Raw genomic sequence first — 18120 nt, 5'->3', positions numbered from 1 at the left:
TTTAAAGAGGCTTGTTTTTTTAAATGGATTCGGCGGTGACGGCGGTTCCGTATCCGATTAATTCGGATGTGTTCTGTCCTGCGGTCAGTTCGAACCTCAGGCCGACGATGGCGTTCGCTCCGAGCTGCTCCGCCTCTCTGATCAGCCGCTCTTTCACCGCTTTTTTGGAGTCTTCCAGCATTTCAGTATAGCTTTTCAATTCACCGCCGACGACAGATTTTAAGCCTGCAAGCAAGTCTTTGCCGATGTGACGGGACTGGACGATACTGCTTGTCACCAAGCCTTTCACTTCCGTAATCTGTTTTCCGGCGACAGTTTCGGTCGTTGTCATGATCATGCGTTTTTCCCCTTTCGTGTATCTTACCGCTATCTTACCATTTAAGCCGCCTTTTCGGCTGCGCTGATTTGTTTTTTTCTGACTGCGGCGCTGACTGCAAACATGACGGCAATGTTCAGAACCAGTGCGATGATGCCTGTATTCATATCCTTAACGATCTGCGGAAGAAACGGAAAGAGGGTTCCGATGGTTGATTCGGTCAGCGTAATGAAGGCCACCGTTCCGACCCCGGCCGTTATGCCGGCAAAAGCGCCGTGGCTTGTGATAAAACGCCGCTTCGGCAGGCTGAATAAGAGGGCGGGGAAAAGCTGGGTGACAAGGCTGTAGCCCATTAAAAGCAAGGTGACGATGGTATTTCCGCCTTTCAGCGTAAAATATATGGATATCAGCGCGATGACGGGTACGGTGTATTTCGCGAGCCGTGAGACTTTTTCGTCAGTCGTGCCGGGCAGAATGGCTTTGTACACATTTTTGGCGAACAGCGTGCTTGAGGCCATTAATATCATTGAACCGGGTACAAGCGCCGTCAGAATGCCCGCCGATCCGATCAGTCCGACAAACCAGGGATCAAAGGTTTTCACAGACAGCTTTAATAAGGCGAGATCCGTGTCCGCCCCTTTTAAACCGGGCACCTGCAGAATCGCCGCAAATCCGGTAAAGATGACAAACAGCAGGACGAGCTGATAAAGAGGCATGATGATCGCGTTTTTCCGAAACACCCGCGGATGCTCCGCCGAATAGGAAGCGGCAAATGTATGGGGCCACATATAAAAGCCGAGGGCGGTCAGCAAAACCGTTGAGCTGAACCAGGAAACGCTCTGTCCGGTTTCCGGCAGCGTGAGAAAACCGGGTTTTGCGGCGTCAATTTGTTTGAACATCTCCGTAAATCCGCCATAGTAATGAATGGGCAGATAAATGCCTAAATACAGGACGATGCCTAAAATCATGATATCTTTAACGACTGATATCCACGCTGAACCGTGGATTCCTGATATCATCACATAAATCGTGATGGAGACAGCGCCGATCCAGACAGCGGCTGAGGGCGGAATCTGTCCGTATGACGTTGCTGAAACAATTAATCCGAGCCCTTTCAGCTGCAGGACGAGATAGGGGATGAGGGATGCGATGCCGACGAGCGATACGAGAATGCCGAGGAGCGGGCTGTTGTATTTTGAAATAAAAAAATCTGATTGCGACATCAGTTTGTGTTGTTTGGCGTAAGTCCACACGGCTGGCAGAAGCCAATATGACAAAATGTAGGCAAGGCAGCCGTACGCGATAATATAAAAGGCGGGGCCTCCTTTTCCGTAAGCCCATCCGCTTCCGCCGAGGAATGTAAAGGTCGTGTATATTTCTCCCGCCATTAATAAAAAGACAAACATCGTGCCGAAGCCGCGTCCGCCAACCGTCCATTGTTCAAGGTCCATATGTTTTCCTTTTCGGGCCCGGATTCCGAGATACACACAAAACAGGAGCACGGCGGCCATTACGGGAAATGCTGCGTTCATTCCGCCTCACCCGCCTTGTTTTCTTTGTCCAATTTGTAAACGGCGGCCATCAGAACGGAAGTCAGCACCGCCCAGATGACGACATACGCGAGAATGAAAGGCATTCCGAAAACATAGGGCGTCACCCGGTTGGCAAATGGAATGCCGGCGAGAATTCCGAAAAAGGGCAGGGCGGCGAGAACATGAATCAGTTTCATAACATTCCTCCTTTTCATTGAAAACAGCGTGTCCCGATTATAAAGAAAATCATGTCGAATGTATAGTGTGAATAGTCTGAAATTTATCAACTGAAAAGGAAAAGCAGTCCCGGCTGCTTTTTAAATGGTCGCAAGAGACAGGTAATATTCTAATAAGGCGGTTACCTGTTCCCGTATTCTCGGGTTGAAATAACGGTGTTTTTCTTCATAGCCGTTAATGGTGCATATATAAAGCGTAAATGCTTCGTCTCTTTCCGCTTCGTATATTTTAATTTTACGCTTTCTTAACTCTTTTCGAACATCACTCAAATCCTTTTGTGCTAATTTTAAAGAGCAGCTGATAAGCTGTTTATAGGGTTGTTTTAATTTGAACGGGCACGAATCAAGCGCTTCGAGGTCCCGGTTCAGGATGGCAGCCGCCATGGGCAGAAACAGCCCTTTTTCGATGAGATCGCGGGTGCCGCTCCGGATGTCAGGCATAAATACTCCTTCTTTCTTAAAAAAGAGAACGTTTGTTCTTATTTTATACTCGCTTACACGATATTTCAAGTCGGAAAATCTCGTAAACATTTTCGTTTTTTGGAGATAATGTGTAGAATAAGGATAGACAAACTCGTTAAGGAGTATAAACGTTGGAGCAATTTTTATCATATTTGACTGAGGAACAGCTGACGGAATGGTTCCAAAGCTATAGAGCTTTCGGCCCGGCGGCTGCGGTTGCACTGCCTTTTATTGAAGCGTTTCTTCCGTTTTTGCCGCTTGTTGTATTTGTGGTGGCGAATACGAATGCATTTGGGTTATGGGAAGGTTTTTTTCTGTCGTGGCTCGGATCTGCGGCAGGATCGATGCTGATGTTTTATGCCGTCCGCCGTTTCGGACAGAAAAGAGCTTTCGGTTTCATCCGCAGGCATCAGACCATAAGGCGGATGATGCTCTGGGTTGAGCGGCACGGTTTCGGTCCGCTGTTTATTTTACTTTGCTTCCCCTTTACGCCGTCCGCTGCGGTTCATATCGTTGCCGGCCTGTCACGGGTCGGGGCGCTGCAGTTTATATCAGCAGCCGCTATGGGGAAAATGGTCATGATTTTTATGATCAGCTTTATCGGATATGATCTACATGCACTCATGACACAGCCTTTCAGGATGGCGGGCGCCATAATGGTGATCGCGGTGCTGTGGTATGCCGGGAAGCATATCGAACGGCGTTTACAGATGAGAATCAGTCAGCATGAGAAAGACGGAGGGAGACAGGAATCTTGAAAAAACGATTTTGGTTTATAGCCGGCGTGCTTATCGTTGTTTTGGCCATACAATTAAAGAATGCCATTTTTATTGATTATAAAGTCGAAGGAATCAGCATGAATCCGACCTTTAAACAAGGAAATGAGCTGATGGTCAACAAGTTTTCCCATCGTTACAAAACGATCCGCCGTTTCGATATTGTCCTGTTCAAAGGCCCGCACCGCAAAGTGCTGATCAAACGTGTCATCGGGCTCCCCGGCGAGTCAATCGCATACAGGGAGGATCAGCTGTATGTGAATGGAAAACGGGTGGCGGAACCGTTTTTAAAACCGTTAAAGTCATCATTGTCCGCCGGGAGCCATGTGACCGGTGATTATACGCTGAAGGAAACGACCGGGCGCAAAAGCATACCGAAGGGACAATACTTTGTTATTGGCGACAACCGCATATACAGCCTCGACAGCCGTCATTTCGGTCCGATTAAGGATAAAGACATTGTCGGAGTCATCAGTGAATCAGACGCCAGGTAAACGGCGTCTTTTTTTTCGGAAATGATTGTAAAAAAGCAGAGGAAAGACTATAATGAAAATTGTTACGTGCGAAACAAAAAGGAGTCGTTTTATTTTTTTGGTGATTTTGTTACGTGTGTAACAAAAAATATGAAAGAGGGCTGATGAGATGAAAACACAGGCTGCCATTATCGGGGGAGGTCCGGTCGGGCTTATGCTTGCATCAGAACTGGCGCTGGCCGGAGTGAAAACGACTGTTATTGAACGATTGAAGAAGACGGTGCCATATTCCAAAGCGCTTATCATGCATCCGCGCACACTTGAGCTTTTTGCCATGAGAGGCATATTGGAACGCTTTTTGGAAAAAGGGACGAAGGTGTCTTCCGGCCATTTTTCCATGCTGGATACACGGCTGGATTTTTCTCGGCTGGATACGAAGCAGAATTATTCGTTAATGCTGCCTCAGGCAGAAACGGAGCGGATTTTGGAGGAGTATGCATCAAGTCTCGGCGCAGACATCATCCGCGGGGCGGAAGCGGTGGCTGTCACCCAGACGGATGACGGAGTGGAGACGGTGTTCCGGGACGAAAGCGGGATCCGCACTCTTCACAGTTTATATGCCGCGGGTACAGACGGAGCGGGGAGCATTGTCAGGAAACAGGCGGGCATCGCTTTTTCGGGCACTGATGCCGACTTAACAGGAACCCTCTGTGATGCCGCTTTGAAACATCCGCCCGAATCTTCCTTTTTGTCAACGTGCCGCCTGGAGGGATCGGTTGTGATTGTCCCTCTTACGGACGGACTTTTCCGCATCCTCATCGTTTCTCCGCACGCTCCGCAAAAGCGGAAGGAAGAGCCGGTCACTGAAAATGAGCTGAAAGAAGACCTGCGGCGGATATGCGGCACTGATTTCGGATTGAGTGATCCGGTATGGATGTCGCGGTTCGGCAATGCCGAGCGTCAGGCTGAGCAGTACCGCTCCGGCCGGGTTTTTGTGGCCGGGGATGCGGCGCACATTCATTTTCCCGCAGGCGGCCAAGGGCTGAACACGGGGCTTCAGGATGCCTTCAACCTCGGCTGGAAGCTGGCGGCGCAAATGAAGGGGAAAGCGGCGCCTTATCTTCTGGACAGCTATCATCAGGAAAGGCACAGCACAGGAAAAGAAGTGTTGCACAATATAAGAACCCAGATAAAGCTCATGGATTTTACCGAGTCGGGGATGGCATTAAGAGAAACGATGGCCGCTTTGCTGGATTTTCAGGAGTCCAACCGTTTATTGGCGGGAAAAGTATCCGCGCTTGATCTGCATTATGAACCGGATGCGGAGCTGCCGCCGCATATCCTGAACGGAAAACGCCTGCCGGATATCGAATTGACCCTTCATGACGGGCGGCCGGCCCGGCTGTATGATTTTCTTCATAAGGGCGCCTTTGTGCTTTTGTCATTAAGAGGGAGCCTTCCCGCCGGTATTGATACGGACAGCGTGGCAGCTGTCAGGGCGGAGCTTGCTGAAACACGTGCCGATTGGGATGACGTCCACACCGTTTTCATCCGGCCGGACGGCCACGCGGCATGGGCAGCCGGCGGCTCGGGACGTGAAGCGGAAGAAGCTGTTCTGGCCGGTTTGGAGAGATGGGGATTCATCTGATACCCTTTTATGCGCCTGTTTGATTGTTTCTTGTGTAACAAAACGTTATAGTAAAAGAAACAATCAATACGGAAGGGTGATTCAGCAGTTGGACAGAAGACAGCCAGACCATGCAAAACACATGATTCTTGAAGGGCTGACAGATATTTTTCACGAGCAGGAGAGGTGTCAGGAGGACATCAGGGCGTCGTTGGCCGGACGGATGGACGAACTCCGTGAAGAAAACGGAAAAAAATTACAGTTGACTTTGACGGAAATTCACATTTTGTCGTGTATCGGAGATCATGAACCGATCAATGTCACGTCAATAGCGGAAAAAATGAAGACGACAAAGCCGACCGTGTCGAGAAGCTGCGCGAAGTTTTTGGAAGCCGGCTTTCTGCGCAGGACCCGGCTGAGCGACAATAAAAAAGAAGTCTATTTCCGGCTGACTCCTGCCGGGAAAGAGCTGCATTCTCTTCATCATGAATATCATGAATTGATAAAAAAGCGGCTCTTGGCGTTTTTAGACCGCTATACAGATGAAGAACTGTTATTTGCTGAACGGCTGTTCCGTGATCTTTCAGCAAACTGGCGGTCTGTAAATGGCGGCGGAGAGCTGTTCAAATAAAAAACACGCATATGGATGCGTGTTTTTTTATTCGGATCATGTTCCTCTTTCTGCCCGGCCTCTTTCACCGTGTGCCCGTTTCAGCTGAGAAAGGTGGTGCAGCAGCCGATAGAAGGGCGGAAGCATGGCGATGACGAGAACGATCCGGATGACCTGAACCGCGACGACGAAAGTCGAGTCTTCGTGCAGGGTGATCGAAGTCGCCGCCATCTCGGCGATCCCGCCGGGAGAAAAGGCGAGAACAGATGTAATCATGGAGATGCCCGTTAATTTAGAAACCGCAATCGCGCTCAGAATCATGGCGGCGATTAATCCGACGGAAGAAATAAATCCGACGGTCAGCACTCTCGTCACGCCGGTGAACATGCTTTTGTACATTTTTGATCCGATTGTGGCGCCGAGAAAAATTTGTGACAGCTGGTTCGCTTCCGGCGGCCACCAGGCCAGCATGTCTTTGCCCGCTAAGGCGGACACGCCGATTTCCGCAGCAGCAACGCCGATCATGCTGCCGAGCAGCCAAGGGGCGGGAAATTTCAGCCGTTTTGCGCCTTTGCTTGCAAGCCAGGCAGCCAAAATAAATCCGGCCGTTAACAAGACGGGAGTAAGACCCGGATGTGAAGCTCCTGCTGAAACGGCTCCGGCTGATGTCTGAGCTGCACCGTTTTGTTTGGTAAATAAGAAAATGACAAGAAACGGTATTGTCATGACGACCAAAAGGACGCGCGTCAGCTGAATAAGGCTTACAATCGCGGTGTTTGCGCCGACTTCCTGGGCGATACCCGGCATGGCAGATAAACCGCCCGGCGCCGTGCCTACAAAGCTTGTCATCATGTCCGTCCGGCTGAACCGAAAGAGCACATATCCGGAAACAAGCGCCATCACGATAGAAAAAATCAGCATGAAGCCTACCGGAAGCCAATGCTCCCGTAAAACCGACAGAACGGACAGGTTCAGTTTCTGGCCGAGTTCGATGCCGAGGATCATTTGTCCCGCGGCAAGCCATCTGCGGTGAATCCCTCTTCTGTCAGGCGCCATGAACAGCCAGCGGGGCCTCGTCATGGAGAGGATGCAGCCGGCGGCCAGCGTTCCGAGCATCCAGGCGATCGACATCCCTGTAAGCGAAAGAAGAAACCCCCCTGCCGCACTGATGAGAATAAACCAGATATCCGTAAGGAGATGTTTGTCTTTCTTCAATGAAAACCCTTCTTCCTGAAACATTCATATTAAATTGTTAAGCTCGTTAACCTTACTATTACTATAGTATAGATTTTGAGATAAATAAATAATGAATTATTTCTCATAATCCATTCATTTTTCTTATCGTAAACGCAAAAAAAGCTCCGGAGATGGGGGAGTGCACCCTACTCCGAAACCTCGCCCGCTTTTCCTTTCCACACAAAGGTCAATCCCAGACCGAGAAATAAAACCACACCTGCGAACAGAAACGGGAAGTGAATATTCATATCAAATAAAATACCGCCCAGAGCCGGGCCGAAAATGGTGCCCAAACTCGTGTATGTTGAGTTCATACCGGCAACAAACCCCTGCTGATTTCCTGCGATTTTCGATAAATAAGTAGTCAGTGCCGGGCGCAGTAAATCAAACGCAAGGAAAATGATGCAGGTGACAGCGAGCACGGGCAAAAATCCTGACATCACCGTAGAAACGAAAGCCAGCACAGCGCCGATGATCAGACAAAGCTGAATGACTTTTTTCTCCCCGAGGAAGTTGACAAGTCTGCCGAACGCGAGTACTTGAATGAGGACCGCCACGATGGAGCTGAACGTAATAATAATGGCGATATCCTTTGGCGTGAAGCCGAATTTATGGTTTGTAAATAAGCTGAATACCGTTTCGTACGCCGACAGTCCGAATGCCAAAACAAAAACGATGATAAAGGCAATCAAGTAGTTTGGATGAATCGACTTTTTCAAATCTTTTAAGAAAGTTGATTCTTTGACGCTTTCCATCTGCTTTGCGCGTTCTTCTTTAGTTAACGGCTCTTTCAGCATAAAGACAGAGGAAATCACTGCGATAAATGCAATTCCCGCCGCAAAGAAAAACGGCATACGAACGCCGTGATCGGCAATAAATCCTCCTATGCCGGGCCCGATGATAAACCCTGTGCTGATGGCGGCAGATACATAGCCCATCGCCTTCGATCTTTCCTGCACCGTCGTAATATCTGCGACATACGCTGTAACAGCGGGCATGATAAAAGCGGCACTGATGCCCCCCAGCACCCTTGCGAAATATAAAATGGAGACATGTGTGCCCAATCCGAAGGTCAGTTCGGATAATGCGAACAAAAACAGTCCGGCGAGAATCATGATTTTTCTGCCGAAGCGGTCAACCCATCTCCCCGCAATGGGGGATGCAATTAATTGCGCAACGGCGAAGGCAGCGACAAGGTATCCCATTGTGCTGCCCGTCAAGTGCATCACATTCATAAACAGCGGCATAACGGGAATGATCAATCCGATGCCTAAAAACGCAATAAATATATTGCTTAATAAGATGATGAGTACAGCCTTTTGTTCTCTGATCGGTTTTTGCATGTTGTTTCTCCTTTGTCAGCTGTCATTCTGTTTATCAGCGCTGATCGACCCGTGAATAAACACGGAGATGGCTTCTTTTTGCAATTCGATTCTTTGCTGAATGGTATCGTTTTTATATAACACATCTAAACCGTAGAAGACGGATAGCAGGATTTTTACTTTTGATTCGACATGATGAATGGACCAGCTGCCGTCTTGATTTCCCTCTTCTAAGATCTCCCTCATCACATCGTCATATTCAATATCAATTTTGTTGAGCCGCTTTACGACCTCCTCTGACGTAAACGCACTCGCATAAAACTCTTCACTTGCTCTCATAAGCGGGTAATTGATGCTCATCCGGCTGAGCAGCTCCGCAAAGCCCGCCAGCTTTTCGGCAGCATCTTTCAGATCAGCTTCCATTTCCCTCCACGTCTCGATCATCACGCGGTGATCCTCTTCCATAATATGAAGAAACAGAAACTCTTTTCCTTTAAAATGGTGATATAGATTGCCTTTACTGATTTCGGCAGCCTCTAAAATATCCCGAATCGATGTTTCTGAATATCCTTTTTTTGCAAATAAGTCACGCGAAGCGGATACGAGCCTGTTCTTCGTCTTTTCGCTCTTTCCGGCACCGCCTTTTGTATTTGTCACTTCACACAGATCCTTTCCGCCAAATGAGGTTCGGCCCCTTAAAAACCGACCAGTTGGTTTATTTTATTATAAAGGGTTTTTTCTGATTATACAATGAAGAAGGTATCCATTGTTTAGAGGGAGTATAAAACGGCTCGAAAAGTAAACCCCATTCTCTCATGTTGAAAGAACGGGGTTTGTCAGCGGTCTGAAGACTCCCGGCGGGGGAGCGTGATCTGCCTGAACCGTTATTTGCCGTTATTTACCTCGGTGTAGCTTGTGTTCGGCGCGTTTGATACCGTTCCCCCTGTATGGTGGAAAGGAGAGTGGGCCATATCGTATAAAAACCAGACGGCATGACGCTGCTCGTCAAATGCCGTGCGGGCAAATAACCGCTTCGCTTCCGGATGCACCGCTCTATCGGATGCCTGCAAATAAAAATCATTCGTTTTCTGCTCATCATAAAACGCCGCCCTCAGTCCTTCTCTGTATGTGTGCGGACAATGCTCCGTCTGTTTCGGCGTCAACTGTTTTCCGGTAATTGACGTATACAGTGAAGAGAAAGCGTGCAGGTGGCGCACTTCTTCCTCTCTGATATGTTCGATTCGTCTTCTGATTTCTGCGGTCGGCGCTTTTTCGGCTAATATTGAGTAGCAAATCACAGCGCTGTATTCACCGTTTATGGATTTTACCAGATCCTTTATAAGCACAGAATCGTCACTGCAGATGGCTGTATAATGAAAAAAATTCTCGTGCATTGGACTCACCCCCGAATGTTTATAGGGTATTATACGGCGGCAGCCCGTGACATGTGCGGATGTCATTTTTATTCTTGATCCAGCGGCGATGTAATATGGTCGTCGTATGTGTCGACAAAAAGCCGGCCGTTGCTTCCGCGCACAGCGTATACGACGTCTTCCGGTTTGAGGTTTCTCTTGTCCAATTCTTCTCTCAGCCATTTTTCCGATACGTGGTTTTCTTCCAGATTATTCATCACCAGCCGGCCGTCCATAATCAGCTCAACGGCAAAGTTCTTTTCATGTCCGGCAAAGATGCCGAGATCCTTTCTTATAACGGGCGCAAATTCCGGTTTGACCTCCACTGACATGCTGCCGTTTGTTTCAATGATGGCAGTCTGAACCTGAGAAATGTCAAATACGTCATTTACACGCAGCTGCTGGTTCAAGTAGTCGATGGTATAACGCATCGTTTTCATATTATGCTCAAGTATTTTACCGTTTTGAATGATAATGGTCGGTTTTGCCTGCAAAGAAACCCCTAAGGGCCCTGTTTTTCATAGAAAGATATGCGACAAGGTAAATGATTGCCACGAAAATAATGTAGGCAATGACATGATAATGAATCGGCAGCTTTGTATTAAACGACAGATTTGCCGTGATGGCGCCGAGCGAGATGGCCGCAATGAAATCAAAAAGCGTCATCTGTGAAATGGTTTGTTTACCGAGTATCCGGGCGCCGATAAACAGAATGCTGAACGACAGAGCCGTCCGTACAATTACTTCGGGATATTCTGACATCATCATTAGTCCTTTTTTCTTTATTTTGGTCAAAAACGATATGTTTTAAAACAGTCATCCCGTTTTTACCAGCAGATGAGATTGGTCATTTTCGTCAACTTTCGATAAAATGTAGAAAGATAAAAAGAGAGGGGTCTTCTAATTGGGTGTTGAGTTTTTAGTAGGCAGATCGGGGAGTGGGAAAACGAGGCTGATTATCGACAGCATTCAAGATGAACTGCGCCGGGAGCCGTTCGGGAAACCGATCATTTTTCTAGTCCCGGATCAAATGACGTTTTTAATGGAATATGAGCTTGCTAAAACGCCGGATATCGGCGGCATGATACGCGCTCAAGTGTTCAGTTTTTCGCGTTTGGCGTGGCGCGTGCTTCAGCATACCGGGGGCATGAACCGCCCGTTTGTGACGACGACGGGTGTGCAGATGCTTTTAAGGAAACTGATTGAAGAACATAAGCACGAGTTTAAAGTGTATCAAAAAGCGAGTGACAAAACCGGGTTCACTGAGCAGGTGGAACGGATGCTGACAGAGTTTAAGCGGTACTGTATTGAGCCTGAAGACGTCCGCCGCATGGCGGAAAGCGGAACGGCGTCAGAATATCGCGGAGAGCGGATGCTGTCTGAAAAACTTCATGATTTAGGCATTTTATATCAGCAGATGGAAAGAAGCCTCGCCGGACACTATTTGCATTCAGAGGATTATTTGACGCTGCTCGCTCAGCAGATTCCTTTGGCGGACGTTGTAAAAGGCGCCCGTGTTTACGTCGACGGATTCTATCAATTTACGCCGCAGGAATTAAGGGTGCTGGAGCAGCTGATCATGCATGCTGAACATGTCACATTCTCGCTGACGGCGGACAGCCCTTCGGCGGAACAGGCACCGGATGAGCTCGATCTGTTCAGAATGACGGGAAGCACATACTATAAGCTTTATCAGACGGCAAAGGAATTGAATGCCGATATTTCCTGCAAGGAACTGCATGGCACGAAGCGGCATCAGCATGCGCCGGAGCTTGCCTGTATAGAGTCGCAGTACGATGTGCGTCCCGCCGCGGCGTATACCGGCGGACAGGAAGCTTTTACCGTCATGCAGGCGCAAAACAGAAGAGCTGAGCTTGAAGGTATTGCCCGGGAAATTCAATCACTTGTCCGGGACGGAGGATACCGGTACAAAGATATGGCGATTCTCATCCGTCAGCCGGAAGATTATAAAGATTTGCTGAAGGAAGTGTTTGCCGATTACGGGCTTCCTTATTTTATTGACGGAAAAGCTTCTATGCAGCATCACCCGCTTATTGAATTCATCCGTTCAAGCCTGGATGTCGTGAAGGGGAACTGGAGATATGAAGCGGTGTTCCGCTGTGCGAAAACCGAACTGTTATTCCCGCTTGATCAGCCGGAGCAGAAAATAAGAGAGCAGGTCGATCAGCTTGAAAATTACTGTATCGCCTACGGCATTAAAGGGGAGCGCTGGACGAGCGGCGAGCGGTTTGTATACAGGCGCTTCGTATCGCTCGATGAGGATTTCGCGCAGACGGATCAGGAAATAGAGATGGAACACATGCTGAATGAGACGAGAGAGTGGATAGCCGCGCCCCTTGTCCGGCTTCAAAACCGGATGAAAAAAGCGAAAACGGTTCAAAGCATGGCGGAGGCTCTTTATCTCTTTTTGGAAGATACCGATGTTCCCCTGAAGCTGGACCGGAAAAGGCAGCGGGCCGAAGAGACCGGAAACATGATCGAAGCGCAGCAGCACGGCCAGGCGTGGGATGCCGTTATCCAGCTTCTCGAGGAGTTTGCCGGCATGATGGGTGAAGATGAAATATCTTTGGCACTGTTCCAGCAAATGCTTGAAACGGGAACGGAATCGCTTCATTTTTCTTTAATTCCGCCTGCGCTTGACCAAGTATTTGTAGGGAATATGGATCTCTCAAGAATGTACGGCACGTCCTGCACATTCGTCATCGGGGTCAATGACGGCGTTCTTCCGGCGCGCCCGGATGAAAACGGCGTGCTGTCTGATGATGACCGGGAGTGGCTGAAAGCAGTCGGAGTGGAGCTGTCTTCCGCGGGGCGTGAGCGGCTGCTTGATGAGCATTTTCTCATCTATATGGCGCTGTCGAGTCCGTCTGACCGTCTTTATGTGTCATACCCGATTGCTGATGCGGAAGGAAAAACGCTCCTGCCGTCAATCGTTGTAAACCGGCTTGGCGAGCTGTTTCCCGATCATCAGGAAAAGCTGTCAGCGGCTGATCCCGAGCAGGTAAGCGAAGAAGAGCAGCTTCAGTATCTCGTCAATAAACAGGTGGCTCAGACATATACGGCAAGTCAGCTCAGGCTGTGGACAAGAGAGTACGAGATCAGTGACGTATGGTGGAGCGCATACAATGTGCTGATGAAAGAGCCTGATCACCGGCGTGCGAAAAAGCTGTTTTCAAGCTTGTTTTTCCGCAATGAGGCGAAGCGTCTTGAACGCCCTGTTTCGCGCCAGCTTTACGGCGAGCATATTAAAGGAAGCGTCTCCCGGATGGAGGCGTTTAATGCCTGCCAGTTCTCTCATTTTGCATCTCACGGGCTTCAATTAAAAGAGCGGCAGTTTTTCAAGCTGGACGCGCCGGATATCGGCCAGCTGTTTCACTCCAGCCTGAAGCTGATTTCAGACCGGCTTCGTGAGCAGAAGCTGGAATGGCGCGATCTGACGAAAGATCAGTGCCGGAATTTCTCCTATGAAGCGGTGGAACGGCTTGCGCCAAAGCTGCAAAAAGAGATTCTGCTCAGCTCAAACAGACACTTTTATGTGAAGGAAAAACTGCAGAAGATCGTCACGCGTGTTTCTGGCATATTAAGCGAGCATGCGAAGGCTAGCGGTTTCGTCCCGGTCGGTCTTGAACTCGGTTTCGGCGGAAGCGGGCCGCTGCCTCCGCTCACTTTCACGCTGAAAAACGGCTGTACGATGGAACTCGTCGGACGGATCGACCGCGTGGATAAAGCGGAAAGTTCAAAAGGCCTGCTGCTGAGAATCGTTGATTATAAATCAAGCGACAGGGGGCTTGATCTGGCTGAGGTGTATTACGGGCTCGCTCTGCAAATGCTCACATATCTTGACTTATCGATTACACATTCCGAAGATTGGCTCGGTATGAAAGCGACCCCGGCAGGCGTTTTGTATTTCCATATTCATGATCCGATGATTCAGGCCAGTCTGCCGATGGGGCTTGATGAAATCGAGCAGGAAATTTTTAAGAAATTTAAAATGAAAGGCCTTCTCCTCGGTGACCGGGAGGCGATCAGCCTGATGGACACGACTTTGGAGGAAGGGCGTTCAAATATCGTCAATGCCGGTTTGAAAAAGGACGGTTCTTTAAGATCCGACTCAGCCGCGGTCAGCGAACGGGACTTTCATCTGCTGACAGACCATGTGCGGCGGACATTTGAACAGGCGGGCGAAGCAATAACGGACGGACTTGTGTCCATTACCCCGTATAAGCTGAAAGATAAGACGCCTTGTACGTACTGTGCGTTTCAATCGGTGTGCCAGTTTGATGAGTCGCTTAAGGAAAATGAATACCGCAGCCTGAAAGCGGAAAAAGACGGCACCATACTGGATTGGCTGAAGAAGGAGGCGGATGATGATGCAAATTCCTAAACCGAAAGACAGCATATGGACGGATGACCAATGGAGCGCCATCGTTTCTTCCGGCCGCGATATTCTGGTCGCTGCCGCAGCCGGATCAGGTAAAACGGCCGTGCTCGTGGAACGGATGATCAGAAAGATAACCGCGGAGGAAGATCCGGTTGATGTTGACCGGCTCCTTGTGGTGACCTTTACAAACGCCTCAGCAGCGGAGATGAAGCATCGGATCGCGGAAGCATTAGAAAAAGAGCTCGCCAAAAATCCGGGATCTCTGCATATCAGACGGCAACTCTCTCTATTAAATCGGGCGAGCATTTCGACCCTTCACTCTTTCTGTCTGCAAGTGCTTAAAAAATATTATTATATGATTGATCTTGACCCCGGTTTTCGGATGGCTGACCAGACGGAAGGCGAATTGCTCGGAGACGAAGTGCTTGATGAGCTGTTTGAAGATGAATACGCAAAAGGGAATCAGGCGTTTTTTGAGCTTGCAGACAGATACACGACAGACAGGCATGATCTGGATCTTCAAGACCTTGTCAAACGGGTGTACGAGTATTCCCGGTCGCATCCTGACCCGGAAGCGTGGCTGCAAAGCTTTGTCCGCCTGTATGACGTGACGGAAGAAAGCAAAATGGAAGAGCTTCCGTTTTACCAATATGTGAGAGAAGATGCTGAAATGGCGCTCTTCGGGGCAAAACAAAAGCTTGAGAAGGCGCTTGAACTGACAAAAGCGCCCGGCGGGCCGGCCCCGCGCGCTGATAATTTTCTGGATGACCTTCAGCAGATAGAAGAGCTGATCAGCTGCCGGCATGACTTCGATGCGCTGTATGAACGGGTTCCCGCAGTCTCCTTTAAGCGGGCGAAGGCGGTAAAGGGCGATGAATTTGACAAAGCGCTTTTGGACGAAGCGACCGATTTGCGAAACGGCGCGAAGAAACTGATCGAAAAGGTAAAGACCGATTACTTTACAAGAAGTCCGCAAGATCACTTAAAGAGTTTAACAGATATGAAGCCTGTCATCGAAACGCTCGTTCAGCTCGTGATATCGTACGGAAAACGATTTGAAGCGGCGAAACAAGAAAAATCAATTATTGATTTCTCAGATTTGGAACATTACTGCCTGGCGATTTTAACTGCGGTTGATGAAGAAGGCCGGCGGGTGCCGAGCGAAGCGGCCGTTTATTATCAAGACCAGTTCCATGAAGTTCTGGTTGATGAATATCAAGATACGAATCTTGTGCAAGAGTCTATCCTGCAGCTTGTTAAAAGCGGGAATGAAGAGACGGGAAATCTGTTTATGGTAGGCGACGTTAAACAATCGATCTACCGTTTCAGACTTGCTGAGCCGCTGCTGTTTCTCGGGAAATATAAAAGGTTTACAGAAAGCGGGGAAGGCGCGGGGCAGAAAATTGACCTGAACCAAAATTTCCGCAGCCGCTCCGATATTTTGGACAGTACGAATTTCTTGTTTAAGCAGCTGATGGGCGGAAAAGTCGGCGAAGTGGATTACGATGAACAGGCGGCATTGAAGCTCGGCGCATCATATCCGGCGAATGACGCGGCAAAAACGGAACTGCTGCTCATTGACAGCGCTGATGGCGCAGACAGCTCCGAGGATGCCGAAGACTTTGAAACTGTGCATTGGGAAGCGAAAGCGATAGCCGGGGAGATCCGAAAGCTTGTCTCATCTCCGTTTAAGGTATATGACGGCAAAACAAAAACACACCGGAATATTCAGTACCGGGATATCGTGATTTTGCTGCGCTCCATGCCGTGGGCGCCGCAATTAATGGAAGAGCTGAAAAACCAGGGCATTCCGGTGTACGCCAATTTGACGTCGGGTTACTTTGAAGCCGTGGAGGTAGCTGCGGCGCTTTCAGTCTTGAAGGTGATTGATAATCCGTATCAGGATATTCCGCTTGCTTCCGTGCTGCGATCGCCCATCGTCGGCTGTGACGAAAATGAACTTGCGCTGATACGCCTTGAAAAGAAAAAAGCGCCGTTTTATGAAGCGCTGAAAGCATATATAGCGAACGCTGACAGGCATGATGACCTGTATCAAAAACTGAGAACCTTTTATGACAGTCTGCAAAAGTGGCGGTCATTTTCGACGAATCATTCGGTGTCTGAGCTGATTTGGGAAGTATACCGCGATACCGGATATTTTGACTATGCAGGCGGCATGCCTGGCGGAAAGCAGCGCCAGGCCAATCTGCGCGTCTTGTATGACCGGGCGCGCTCGTACGAAGCGACGGCGTTCCGCGGGTTATTCCGCTTTTTGCGGTTCATTGAACGGATGCAGGAGCGCGGCGATGATTTGGGGACGGCCCGGGCGCTCAGCGAGCAGGAGGATGTCGTTCGGCTGATGACGATCCACAGCAGCAAAGGACTTGAATTCCCCGTCGTTTTCACCGCCGGACTCGGCAGAAGTTTTAATATGATGGATCTCAACAAATCATACCTGCTTGATAAAGAGCTCGGTTTCGGCACGAAGTATATTCATCCGGAACTCAGAATCAGCTATCCGACTCTTCCGCTTGTGGCGATGAAGAAAAAGATGCGCAGAGAGCTCTTATCCGAAGAATTGCGCGTATTGTATGTGGCGCTGACCAGAGCGAAGGAAAAGCTGTTTCTCGTCGGTTCCTGCAAAAACCGGGAAAAACAGCTGGCCAAATGGCAGGCGCAAGCAGACCGGGCCGATTGGCTTCTTTCTGAATTCGACCGCTATCAGGCGTCATCTTATTTGGACTTTATCGGGCCGGCGCTCATCCGCCACCGTGACATGGAGGCGCACAGGACGCCGGGACTTTCCTCATCTGAGGATATCGCGCGCGACCCGTCGCGTTTTCACATCCGGATGCTGCAGCAAAGTGAATTGCTGGAAGAGAATCCGAAAGAACGTGCTGAAGAAAAGAGCAAACGTCTCAAAGCGATTCAGCAGGGCGAGCCGATTCCTGATTCGTTTTCATTTGATGATCAGGCGCGCCGTCTGCTTGAATGGGAATATCCGTACCGAGAGCTGACGGCTATCAGAACGAAGCAGTCAGTTTCTGAGCTGAAGAGAAAGCAAGAATACGAGGATGAATACAGCGGCCGCTCTCTCATCAAACCGTCAGGAGACACGCTTTTATACAGGCGTCCCGGTTTTATGATGAAAAAAGGGCTGACAGCCGCCGAAAAAGGGACGGCGATGCATACGGTGATGCAGCACATACCGCTGACGCACGTTCCGACTGCCGAAGAAGCGGAGCGGACGGTCCGGATGCTTTACGAAAAAGAGCTGCTGACAGAAGAACAGCAGGAAGCTATTGATATAGAAGAAATTGTCCAGTTTTTCGGAACTGAAATCGGGAAAGACCTTCTCGGGGCGCTGCGTATTGACCGGGAAGTGCCGTTCAGTATGGCGCTTCCGGCCGGCGAGGTGTACAAGGATGCCGAAACAGCCGGTGAACCGCTGCTCGTGCAGGGGATTATTGACTGCCTCTACGAAACTGCGGACGGTCTCTATTTGCTGGACTATAAAACAGATCGGATAGAGGGGAAATTCCGGAACGGATTTGAAGGCGCGGCTCCGATTCTGCAAAAAAGGTATGAGACACAAATCGAATTGTATACAAAAGCGGTTGAACAAATTACAAAAACGAAAGTGAAAGGGCGTGCGCTCTATTTCTTCGATGGAGGTCACGTTCTTACACTGTAACAAGATCCGAAGCTCCTTTTTG

The 18120-nt window shown here is 49.3% G+C and carries 14 protein-coding genes and 1 pseudogene; 6 read left to right on the top strand and 9 right to left on the bottom strand.

The annotated features are described in order from the left end of the window. Positions 1-19 precede the first annotated feature (19 nt). The 4 genes from BZ167_RS04245 to BZ167_RS04230 all read right to left on the bottom strand — a co-directional run bounded on the left by BZ167_RS04245 (position 20) and on the right by BZ167_RS04230 (position 2525). Positions 20-337: a YbjQ family protein gene (locus tag BZ167_RS04245; protein WP_003155166.1), complete on the bottom strand. Its 318-nt coding sequence runs from the start codon at positions 335-337 to the stop codon at positions 20-22. 41 nt (positions 338-378) lie between these two features. After that, positions 379-1848 carry a sodium:solute symporter family protein gene (locus BZ167_RS04240; RefSeq protein ID WP_061861328.1) on the bottom strand — a complete coding sequence of 490 codons (1470 nt, stop codon included), beginning with the start codon at positions 1846-1848 and terminating at the stop codon, positions 379-381. Beyond that, on the bottom strand, positions 1845-2045 hold the full coding sequence (locus tag BZ167_RS04235) for a DUF3311 domain-containing protein (protein ID WP_007409181.1): 201 nt from the start codon (positions 2043-2045) through the stop codon (positions 1845-1847). The genes BZ167_RS04240 and BZ167_RS04235 overlap by 4 nt, the downstream gene beginning before the upstream one ends. Positions 2046-2165: 120 nt before the next feature. Beyond that, on the bottom strand, positions 2166-2525 hold the full coding sequence (locus tag BZ167_RS04230; protein WP_012117241.1) for a YhjD family protein: 360 nt from the start codon (positions 2523-2525) through the stop codon (positions 2166-2168). 152 nt (positions 2526-2677) lie between these two features. On the opposite strand from BZ167_RS04230, the gene BZ167_RS04225 reads away from it, so the two are divergent. The 4 genes from BZ167_RS04225 (at position 2678) to BZ167_RS04210 (ending at position 6053) form a co-directional block, all read left to right on the top strand. After that, positions 2678-3304 carry a TVP38/TMEM64 family protein gene (locus BZ167_RS04225; RefSeq protein ID WP_031378467.1) on the top strand — a complete coding sequence of 209 codons (627 nt, stop codon included), beginning with the start codon at positions 2678-2680 and terminating at the stop codon, positions 3302-3304. After that, on the top strand, positions 3301-3816 hold the full coding sequence (lepB, locus tag BZ167_RS04220) for a signal peptidase I (protein WP_015417172.1): 516 nt from the start codon (positions 3301-3303) through the stop codon (positions 3814-3816). The genes BZ167_RS04225 and lepB overlap by 4 nt, the downstream gene beginning before the upstream one ends. A 148-nt stretch (positions 3817-3964) precedes the next feature. Beyond that, positions 3965-5443: a monooxygenase gene (locus BZ167_RS04215; RefSeq protein ID WP_053573544.1), complete on the top strand. Its 1479-nt coding sequence runs from the start codon at positions 3965-3967 to the stop codon at positions 5441-5443. An 88-nt stretch (positions 5444-5531) separates the two neighbouring features. Then, positions 5532-6053 (top strand): MarR family transcriptional regulator, encoded by a 522-nt coding sequence (locus tag BZ167_RS04210; protein WP_012117244.1) that lies wholly within the window; start codon positions 5532-5534, stop codon positions 6051-6053. Positions 6054-6089: 36 nt separating this feature from the next. Here the strand turns inward: BZ167_RS04210 and BZ167_RS04205 are convergent, their stop codons facing one another. The 5 genes and pseudogenes from BZ167_RS04205 to BZ167_RS04185 form a co-directional block, all read right to left on the bottom strand. Then, positions 6090-7247 (bottom strand): AbrB family transcriptional regulator, encoded by a 1158-nt coding sequence (locus tag BZ167_RS04205; RefSeq protein ID WP_033574498.1) that lies wholly within the window; start codon positions 7245-7247, stop codon positions 6090-6092. 167 nt (positions 7248-7414) lie between these two features. Further along, positions 7415-8611 carry an MFS transporter gene (locus BZ167_RS04200; RefSeq protein WP_012117246.1) on the bottom strand — a complete coding sequence of 399 codons (1197 nt, stop codon included), beginning with the start codon at positions 8609-8611 and terminating at the stop codon, positions 7415-7417. 15 nt (positions 8612-8626) lie between these two features. Continuing rightward, on the bottom strand, positions 8627-9247 hold the full coding sequence (locus tag BZ167_RS04195; RefSeq protein WP_012117247.1) for a TetR/AcrR family transcriptional regulator: 621 nt from the start codon (positions 9245-9247) through the stop codon (positions 8627-8629). A gap of 227 nt (positions 9248-9474) precedes the next feature. Further along, positions 9475-9984 carry a ferritin-like domain-containing protein gene (locus BZ167_RS04190; protein ID WP_015417176.1) on the bottom strand — a complete coding sequence of 170 codons (510 nt, stop codon included), beginning with the start codon at positions 9982-9984 and terminating at the stop codon, positions 9475-9477. A gap of 68 nt (positions 9985-10052) precedes the next feature. Then, positions 10053-10767: pseudogene (locus BZ167_RS04185) on the bottom strand (DUF421 domain-containing protein). Positions 10768-10906: 139 nt separating this feature from the next. Here BZ167_RS04185 and addB point away from each other — a divergent pair. Both addB and addA read left to right on the top strand, forming a co-directional pair. Next, on the top strand, positions 10907-14407 hold the full coding sequence (addB, locus tag BZ167_RS04180; RefSeq protein WP_061890528.1) for a helicase-exonuclease AddAB subunit AddB: 3501 nt from the start codon (positions 10907-10909) through the stop codon (positions 14405-14407). Next, positions 14394-18098: a helicase-exonuclease AddAB subunit AddA gene (gene addA, locus BZ167_RS04175; protein ID WP_061890946.1), complete on the top strand. Its 3705-nt coding sequence runs from the start codon at positions 14394-14396 to the stop codon at positions 18096-18098. Before addB ends, addA begins: the two co-directional genes overlap by 14 nt. Positions 18099-18120 lie beyond the last annotated feature (22 nt).

Source organism: Bacillus sp. 275 (assembly GCF_001999205.1).
GTDB classification, from domain to species: domain Bacteria; phylum Bacillota; class Bacilli; order Bacillales; family Bacillaceae; genus Bacillus; species Bacillus velezensis.
Note: the sequence above shows the minus strand (reverse complement) of the source record. Positions and strands in the feature narration are given on the sequence as shown.